This is a genomic window from Streptomyces sp. 796.1, from assembly GCF_047525675.1.
Lineage (GTDB): Bacteria > Actinomycetota > Actinomycetes > Streptomycetales > Streptomycetaceae > Streptomyces.
The window spans coordinates 1-8678 of record NZ_JBLIWA010000083.1; the positions used below are offsets into that span (position 1 = coordinate 1).

Here is an 8678-nt window from a genome sequence, read left to right on the forward strand (position 1 = left end):
ATCCATCCCGATAAGGGGCCGTGCAGTAGTGGTGTGCCGCCGGTGCGGCTCGATGGTGTCGTCGCGATGTCCACGTGGACTGCGCGGCAACCCGGAGAACACTACATGACGCTTTGGCGAGCTTCAAACCCGCCGAGGGGTCCCCCGTTCGGGGACCGGAGGAGTACCGTCGGTCCCATGACCGCGCGCGTTCATCATGAGTGGCGGGCCGCCTGAGGGCGGCCCAGCTCATGTGCGTACGCGCAGACCAACGGCCGCCGCTTCCCGGCGGCCGTTCTGCGTGGTCGAGGCTCCGCCTCGGTCCCCCGGTCGTGGGGGCGGCGGCTCCGATCCGGTGGGAGAACACCAGAGATGACGGAGCACCTGAGGGTGGAGCAGCGGGCCGAGGCCGGGGAGGCCGGCCCGGAGCCGGCGGGCCCGGAGGCCGGGCGGCGCGTACGGATCTTCAGTGGGGTGAAACCGACCGGGCACCTGACCCTGGGGAACTATCTGGGGGCGGTGCGGCGGTGGGCCGAGGTGGACCAGTTCCGGGCCGATGCGCTGTTCTGCGTGGTGGACCTGCACGCGCTGACCGTGGAGCACGATCCGGCGCGGGTGCGGCGGCTCAGCCGGCAGGCGGCGACGCTGCTGCTGGCGGCCGGGCTCGACCCGGGGCGGTGCACGGTGTTCGTGCAGAGCCACGTCGACGAGCACGCCCGGCTCTCGTACCTGATGGAGTGCGTGGCCGCGGACGGCGAGATGCGGCGGATGATCCAGTACAAGGAGAAGTCGGCGCGGGAGGCGGCGCGGGGCGGGAGCGTGCGGCTTTCGCTGCTCACCTATCCGGCGCTGATGGCGGCCGACATCCTGGCGTACGGGACGCACGAGGTGCCGGTGGGGGACGACCAGGCGCAGCACGTGGAGCTGACGCGGGACCTGGCGCGGCGGTTCAACCAGCGGTACGGGGCGGTGTTCACGGTGCCGCGGGCGGTGGTGCCGGCGGTGGCGGCGCGGGTGATGGACCTCCAGGACCCGGCCGCGAAGATGGGCAAGTCGCACGCCGAGACCAGCGGGATCGTCTATCTGCTGGACGAGGCGGACGTGGTGCGGAAGAAGGTCATGCGGGCCGTGACCGACAGCGGGTCGGAGGTGGCGTACGACCGGGTGGAGCAGCCCGGGGTGGCCAACCTGCTCGACCTGCTGGCCGCCTGTACGGGGGGTGAGCCGGCGGAGCTCGCGGCCGGCTACGCCTCGTACGGGGCGTTGAAGCGGGACGTGGCCGATGCCGTGGTGGAGCTGTTGCGGCCGGTGCGGGAGCGGCACGCGGCGCTGTGTGCGGAGCCGGAGCGGGTGGACGCCGTGTTGCGGGAGGGCGCGGCGCGGGCCCGGGCGATGGCCAGACCGCGGGTGGACGCGGCGTACGCGGCGGTGGGGCTGCTGCCGCCGGCCTGAACCGCCGGGCGGGGCCGCCTCCTCTCGTTGAGCTGGTTGAGGAGACGGCCCCACCTGGTGTCTTGCGGCGGCGGCCCCGTCCGCTGCGGGTGTCAGGTGCCCGAGGCCAGTTCGCGGCTGCGGTCGCGGGCCGCCTCCAGGGCGGCGATGAGGGCGGCCCGCACCCCGTGGTTCTCCAGTTCGCGGATGGCGTTGATGGTGGTGCCGGCGGGCGAGGTGACGTTCTCGCGGAGCTTCACCGGGTGTTCGCCGCTGTCGCGGAGCATCACGGCGGCGCCGATCGCGGCCTGCACGATCAGGTCGTGGGCCTTGTCGCGGGGCAGGCCGAGCAGGATGCCGGCGTCCGTCATGGCCTCGACCAGGTAGTAGAAGTACGCCGGGCCCGAGCCGGAGAGTGCGGTGGTGGCGTCCTGCTGGGACTCGGGGACGCGGAGCGTCTTGCCGACGCCGTTGAAGATCTCCTCCGCGTGGGCCAGGTGGGTCTCGGTGGCGTGGCTGCCGGCCGAGATGACCGACATGGCCTCGTCGACCAGGGCCGGCGTGTTGGTCATGACGCGGACGACCGGGGTGCCGGCGGGCAGGTGCTCCTCGACGAAGGCGGTCGGGATGCCGGCCGCGCCCGAGATGACCAGACGGCCGGCGGGCAGGTGCGGGGCCAGTTCGTCCAGCAGTACGCCCATGTCCTGCGGCTTGACGGTGAGGATGAGGATGTCGGCGACCTCGGCCGCCTCGATGTTGCTGACCGCCTCGACGCCGTGCCGCAGGCGCAGCTCGGCGGCGCGTTCCGGGCGGCGGGCGGTGACCAGCAGGTGTGCGGGGGGCCAGCCGCCGCGGAGCATCCCGCTGAGCAGCGCCTCGCCGATCTTTCCCGTGCCGAGCACGGCCACCTTCTGCGCCATGGTGCGCTCACCCCATCCAGTGCGGTACGGAGCCGGCCGGTGGAACGCGCTCCTCCGGCGGCGTCTTGCCGCATCCTCGCACCGGGCGGCGGGTGGCGGCTCGGTTGTCCGGCTGGCGGTACGGGCCGCCCGCGCCCCTGGTGGCGGGGCGCGGGCGGGTGGCCGGGCCGGCGGGGCGGCCGGGGGCCGTTGCGGCGGTGGCCGGGGCCCACCGCGTACCCGCTGCCGCTTCCTCTTCCCTACCCGCGGTCGTCCCGGTGAGCCGTGGTCGTACTCGCCGCCGTGTCCTTCGCCGCGCCCCGTTCCGTACCGGCGGTCGTCCCGGTGGCCGCCGCCCCCACGGTCGTACCCGCGGACAGTTCCGCAGCCGTCACCACGGTCGTCCCCGCGGCAGTCCCCGTCGTGCGGCTGAGGGCGCCCGGCCACCAGACCGCGGGGCCGATGGACAGGGTGAGGGCCGGCACCAGGACGGTGCGGACCAGGAAGGTGTCCAGGAGGACGCCGACCCCGACCAGCACGCCGAGCTGCGCCATGGTGACCAGCGGCAGGACGGCGAAGACCGCGAACGTCGCGGCGAGCACCACGCCGGCCGAGGTGATCACGCCGCCGGTGCCGACCAGCCCGGCGATGACGCCGCGCGCGTGGCCGAGCCGTACGGTCTCCTCGCGGACCCGGGTCATCAGGAAGATGTTGTAGTCGATGCCGAGCGCGACCAGGAACACGAAGCCCATCAGCGGGGTCGACCAGTCCATCGCGGCGAAGTCCAGCACGTACTCGAAGAGCAGGTGAGAGGCGCCGAGCGCGGCGAAGTACGAGACGACGACGGTGGCCAACAGCAGGAGCGGGGCGGTCAGCGCGCGCAGCAGCCAGACCAGTACGGCCAGGACGACCAGCAGCACGATCGGGATGACGACGGTCAGGTCGCGGTCGGCGGCCCGCTGGGTGTCGAGCGTCTGCGCGGTGGTGCCGCCGACCCGGGCGTGTGCGCCGTCGACCGCGTGCACGGCGGTGCGCAGCGCGGCGACGGTGTCCTTGGCCGCCTCGCTGTCGGGGGCGTCCTTGAGTACGACGGAGAAGGTGGCCAGGGTGTGGCCGCCGCTGCGTACGGTGTCCTGCGGCTGGCCGACGCCGGCCACGCCGGGCACCCCGTCCGCTGCGGCCCTGACCTTCGCCAGCCGGTCGCCGTCGGCGCGGGTGACCACGTCGGCCGGGTCGGACGCGCCCGACGGGTAGTGCGCGGCGATGCGTTCCTGGGCGACCACCGATTCCGGCTCGTCCTGGAACATCTCGGCCTGGTCGAGGCCGAGCGAGATGCCGAACGCGCACGCGGCCAGGGCACCGGTGACGCCGAGCGAGGCCAGCCAGGCGCGGCGCGGGCGGCGGGCCACGGCGGCGGCGATCGCGGCCCAGGGGGTGCGGTCGCGGCGGGGCGCGGCGCCGTGTCGCGGGACGAACGGCCAGAACACCCAGCGGCCGGCGATCACCAGCAGCGCGGGCAGCACGGTGACCATGGCGAGGAAGGCGCAGCAGACGCCGACCGCGCCGACCAGGCCGAGCGAGCGCGAGGAGTTGACGTCGGCGAAGGCCAGGCAGGCGAGGCCGACGGCGATGGTGCCGGCCGAGGCGAGCACGGCGGGGCCGCAGCGGCGGAGTGCGACGCGCATGGCCTGGTGGCGGTCGCGGTGCTGGTGGAGTTCCTCGCGGTAGCGGGCGATGAGCAGCAGGGCGTAGTCCGTGCCGACGCCGAAGACGAGGACCATGAGGATGCCGGCGCTCTGCGGGTCGACGGGCAGCCCGGCGTGCTTGGCCAGCAGATAGGTGGTGATCTGGGTGAGTACGGCGGCGAAGCCGACCGCGAGCAGCGGGAACAGCCACAGGACCGGGCTGCGGTAGGTGATCAGCAGGAGGACGGCGACCACCACGCCGGTGATGATCATCAGGGTGGAGTCGAGCGAGTCGAAGACCTCGACGGAGTCGATGAGGGAGGCCGCCGGGCCGCCGACTTCGGTGGTGAGCCCGGCGGGCGCGTCGGCCGCGGTGATCTTCCGTACCGCGTCGACGTCGTCACCCAGGTCGTCGTCGCCGGCCAGCGGGATGGTGGTGATCAGTGCGCGGCCGTCGGTGGCGGGCTCGGTGGGCGGGAGTCGCCGGCCTTCGGCGGCGAACTCGGCGAACCGTTCGCGGTCGGCCTCGGCCTTGGCCCGGTCGGCCGCGGTGAGGCCGCCGTCCCGGGTGTAGACGGCGACGGCGGCGGTCAGCTCGTCGGCGCGGAACTTCTCCAACTCGGTGTTGACCTGGGCCGATTCGGAGTTTCCGGGCAGGAATGCGTTGGGTCCGTCGTCCTCGACGTCGCCGACCTTGCCGGCCAGCGGCCCGAGGGCGACCAGCAGGATCAGCCAGGCGGCCAAGACAGCCCACTTCGCCCGGCGGGAGCCGGGCAGGACGGGGAGCCGCTTGCTCCACGCGGGCATGGGTGATCTCCTTCGGAGGGGAGTGGCTCGTGCGATGGGTTCGCGGGACGTTGCTCCGTACGGGTACGGCCGGGAGTTGCAGCTCCCGGCCGTACGGCATTTCTGGCCCGGACGGGCCCGGCGGGGGGCGGTGGCGTACGGGGCAGGGGTGTTCTGTGGGGGTGTTCTGTGGGGGTGGGTTGCTCGGTGAGGGTTGGGTTGCTCGGTGGGTGGGGGGTGCTCGGCGGGTGGGGCCCGGTGGGGCTGGGTGCGGGTGGTCGGCTGGGTTCCGGGTCCCCGGGGGGGGCTGGGTCCGGCCGTACGGCGGTCTGGTTCGGGCCCCGTGAGGGGGCTACTCCACCTCGCGCATCATCTTCTCCATCGAGGCCAGCGACTCCCTGGCCTGGCTGAGTTCGTCGAGGGTGCGGCGGTGCAGTTCGGTGTTGTCCTCCAGCAACTGGGCGTACTTCAGGGCCAGTTGCTTGTACTGCTGCTCGCGGGCCGCCACCATGCGGGACCGCCAGACCGACGCGACCTGCCAGACGACCACGATCATCAGCAGGAAGACGCCGCCCGCGCCCACCGCGCCCACCCATTCGCCGCCCGCGTCGTCCCCGGCGAGCATCACCATCTCGTTCACTGCGCTTCCTCTTTCAGAGCTGCTTCGGGTCTAGGGGCCGTACGGGGCTTGCGCCGGCCGTCCGGGTCGGGCTTCGGGTCGGGCTTGGGCTTGGAGTCGGCCTTGGGCTTCGGGTCGGCCTCGGGCTTGGAGTCGGCCTCGGGCTTCGGGCCGGGTTCGGGGCCCGGTGCCGCCCCCGTGAGCGTCGCCGCTGCCGCGGCCACCGCGTCGGGGGTCAACTGGTAGACGAACGGCGCCACTTCGAAGAACTTCATCGCCTTCCCGTCGTCCGAAAGCTCCAGCGTGCCGACCACCAACCCCGCCGCCTCCAGCCGCTGGAGGTGCATGTGCAGCAGCGGACGGCTGATGCCGATCTCCCGGGCGAGCCGGCTGACGTAGTTACGGCCGCCGGCGAGCGCCGCGACGATGCGCATGCGGTGCGGATTGCCGAGGGCGCCCAGGATCTTCAGCAGCTCGTCTCCGGACGGTGCGGGGACCGGGCCCATCGCGAACCTCTCTTGCTGTCATTGGTCTCCACGCTGACACTCGGCGCGAACACCTGTCAAAGAAAACTGACACATGTCGGGGTGGACTAGGGGACTCTGCGGGACGTCTCAGGGTTCTCCCCGATGGTTCAACGGTTCGGCGCCCGGGAGGGGCCGGCGGCGGGTGCCCCTTCCCGCGCCGGGGGGAGGGGTGGCGCTGGGCATGTCGTCGTGCCGCGGGGAGGGGTGGCGCTGGGCATGTCGTCGTGCCGCGCGTCGGGGCGGCCCGTTCCGCCCCCTCCGTACGGGCCCGGGCGAGTGCTTCCCCGTCGCCGGCCCGCGTACCGCTTCCGCCGCCCCGCGCCCGTCGCCACGACGCGGCACCCGCCGCCATGACCTGCCAGGTAATCGACGGCGTCGCGGGCGGCCGGCAGGCTCTCCCCCATGACGAACAACGCGCCGCACGCCGCACCCACCACCGCCCCCAGCGCCATCGCCCGAGCCCCCGAGGAGTCGGCCGCGGCCGGCGCGCGGACACGGGCCGTCGTCGAGGAGTACCTGCGGCGGGTGGCCGACCCCGCGGCAGGGCCCGAGGAGATCGCCGCGGTCTACGCCGAGCGGGTCGACTGGCAGATCGCGCCGAACCCGGCCGTGCCGTGGATACGGCCCCGCGCCACCCGGGCCGACGTCGTCGGGCACTGGGTCGAGCTGGCCGAGCACACGGTGGCCGACGAGGGCGGCGCGCGGATCGACGCGCTGGTGGTCGAGGGCGCGGAGGCGGTGCTCACCGGGCATCTGCACGGCACCGTACGGGCCACGGGCAAGCGGTTCCGCTCGCCGTTCGCGCTGCGGCTGACCGTGCGCGACGGGGAGATCGTCCGGCACCACATCTACGAGGACGGCCTGGCCATCGCCGCCGCGTGCACCCCGGACGGGCCGGCGGCCGGCGCGCAGCCCACCCCGTAGCCGCGCCGCCCGGCCCGCTGCCGGACCCGCCGCCGGGTCCGCCGCCGGACCCGCCGCCGGGCCCGCTGCTCAGCGTCGCTTGCGCTTCTTCGCGCTCTTGCCGCGCGCGGCCGGCGTGCGCTGGCCGCTCGACGGGGAGCCGCCGCGGGCCGCCGGGTTGCGGGTGCGGGTGGCGCGCAGCCGCTCGTGCCGGGTCCTGGCCGTCTCGTACTCGGCCCGGTACCGCTTCTCGTGCGGCGCCTCGATCAGGCTGCGGCAGAAATAGGCGAGCAGGACGCCGACGATGCCGATGAGCTTGATGCTGCGCATCGACTTCTCGGCCGCGGCGTCCTCCGTCCGGTTGCGGCGCCGCTCGCCGTCCCCGAGCTCCTCCATCGTGCGGCCGAAGGCGAGCGCGCTACAGATCGCGAGCGCGGCGATGACCAGGATGTTGACCAGGCCGCCGGCGTCCGAGATGGCCACCCCCTGGTACGCGAAGACCAGCACGGCGGCGCTGGCCGCGGCGGCGAGCAGGGTGCCGAGGGAGAAGGCGATGCGGCGCAGCACGTAGCCGCCGTCGCGGTGCACCCACGTGGTGCCGAAGAACCGGATCGGCTCCGGCGCCGGGCCCGCGTCCGGACCTGCCGCAACGCCCTTCTCCGGGCCGTCATCGCCCGTGCCGGGCCGCTGCTCGTCGCTCATGCCCTCGATTATCGCGGGTCGGCGGGATCGGTCTCACGGCCGCCTCGTACGACGTCTAGGCTTTTTGCCCAAACGCGCGTACGAGGAGGTGGGGCGGTGCCGCTGAGCGCCGACGATCCGCAGGTGGTCGGGGACTACCGGCTGCTCGACCGCCTCGGCTCCGGCGGCATGGGCGTGGTCTACCTCGCCCGTTCGCCCTCCGGGCGGCAGGTGGCGGTGAAGGTGGTGCACGCCCAGTTCACCGAGGACGAGGAGTTCCGCAGCCGGTTCCGGCAGGAGGTGGCGGCGGCGCGGCGGGTCAGTGGCGCGTTCACGGCTCCGGTGGTGGACGCCGATCCGGACGCCGAGCGGCCGTGGATGGCGACGTTGTACGTGCCGGGGCCGACGCTGTCGCAGGAGTTGGCCGAGCGCGGGCCGCTGAGCGCGGCGAAGCTGCGGCGGCTGGCGCTCGGGCTGGCCGAGGCGCTGCACGACATGCACCGGGTGGGCGTGATCCACCGGGACCTCAAGCCGGCCAACGTGCTGATCGCCAAGGACGGCCCGCGCGTCATCGACTTCGGCATCTCGCGCGCGGGCGACAGCCAGGCGCTGACGGTGACCGGCCGGGTGCTCGGCACGCCGCCGTTCATGTCGCCCGAGCAGTTGCACCGGCCGCGCGAGGTGACGGCCGCATCCGACGTGTTCTCGCTCGGCACGCTGCTGATGTACGCGGCGACGGGCAGCGGCCCCTTCGACGCGGACAGCCCGTACCTGACGGCCTACCGGGTGGTGCACGAGCCGCCGTCGCTGGCCGACCTGGCGGAGCCGCTGCGCGATGTGGTCGCCCGCTGTCTGGCCAAGGACCCGGCCGAGCGGCCCGAACTCCCGGAGCTGGTACGGCTGTTCACCGCGCTGCCGACGCGCGGTTCGCTGCGTGCGAAAGCGTCGGGCGGCGCGGTGAAGATGGGTGCGAAGGCGGGTGCCGGGGCCGCGGGCGGGGGCGGCCGGGAGCTGCTGCCGGGCGGGGCCGCGGACGGCGACGGCACGGCCGGGGTGCGGGACGCGGGCCCCGACGGGCCGGGGGATCGGGACGGGGACGGGCCCGCAGCAGCGGGCGCAGGCGCCGACCGGGCCGGCGAACGGCCCCGCGAGCGGAACGGCGCGCAGG

The 8678-nt window shown here is 74.1% G+C and carries 7 protein-coding genes and 1 pseudogene; 3 read left to right on the plus strand and 5 right to left on the minus strand.

What is annotated here, in order from left to right:
• Nucleotides 1-351: 351 nt before the first annotated feature.
• Nucleotides 352-1431, plus strand: coding sequence for a tryptophan--tRNA ligase (gene trpS / locus ACMA1D_RS31545; protein WP_414727403.1), 1080 nt, complete (start codon nt 352-354; stop codon nt 1429-1431).
• A 92-nt stretch (nt 1432-1523) separates the two neighbouring features.
• Here trpS and proC read toward each other — a convergent pair whose 3' ends face one another.
• From proC to ACMA1D_RS31565, 4 genes and pseudogenes are all read right to left on the minus strand, one after another.
• Nucleotides 1524-2330, minus strand: coding sequence for a pyrroline-5-carboxylate reductase (gene proC, locus ACMA1D_RS31550; RefSeq protein WP_414727404.1), 807 nt, complete (start codon nt 2328-2330; stop codon nt 1524-1526).
• A 239-nt stretch (nt 2331-2569) separates the two neighbouring features.
• Nucleotides 2570-4801, minus strand: a complete 2232-nt coding sequence (locus ACMA1D_RS31555; RefSeq protein ID WP_414727405.1) for an MMPL family transporter — start codon at nt 4799-4801, stop codon at nt 2570-2572.
• Between the two features lie 331 nt (nt 4802-5132).
• A complete protein-coding gene (locus ACMA1D_RS31560; RefSeq protein WP_349994664.1) occupies nt 5133-5411 on the minus strand; it encodes a hypothetical protein in 279 nt (92 codons plus the stop codon).
• A 166-nt stretch (nt 5412-5577) separates the two neighbouring features.
• Nucleotides 5578-5905, minus strand: a pseudogene (locus tag ACMA1D_RS31565) (ArsR/SmtB family transcription factor); the annotation flags it as partial.
• Nucleotides 5906-6328: 423 nt separating this feature from the next.
• Between ACMA1D_RS31565 and ACMA1D_RS31570 the strand changes: the two are divergent.
• Complete coding sequence (locus ACMA1D_RS31570; RefSeq protein ID WP_414727406.1) at nt 6329-6850, plus strand: nuclear transport factor 2 family protein; 522 nt, start codon at nt 6329-6331, stop codon at nt 6848-6850.
• Between the two features lie 69 nt (nt 6851-6919).
• Here the strand turns inward: ACMA1D_RS31570 and ACMA1D_RS31575 are convergent, their stop codons facing one another.
• Nucleotides 6920-7531: a hypothetical protein gene (locus tag ACMA1D_RS31575; protein ID WP_414727407.1), complete on the minus strand. Its 612-nt coding sequence runs from the start codon at nt 7529-7531 to the stop codon at nt 6920-6922.
• A gap of 96 nt (nt 7532-7627) precedes the next feature.
• Here ACMA1D_RS31575 and ACMA1D_RS31580 point away from each other — a divergent pair.
• A partial coding sequence (locus tag ACMA1D_RS31580; protein WP_414727408.1) for a serine/threonine-protein kinase occupies nt 7628-8678 on the plus strand: 1051 nt, incomplete at its 3' end.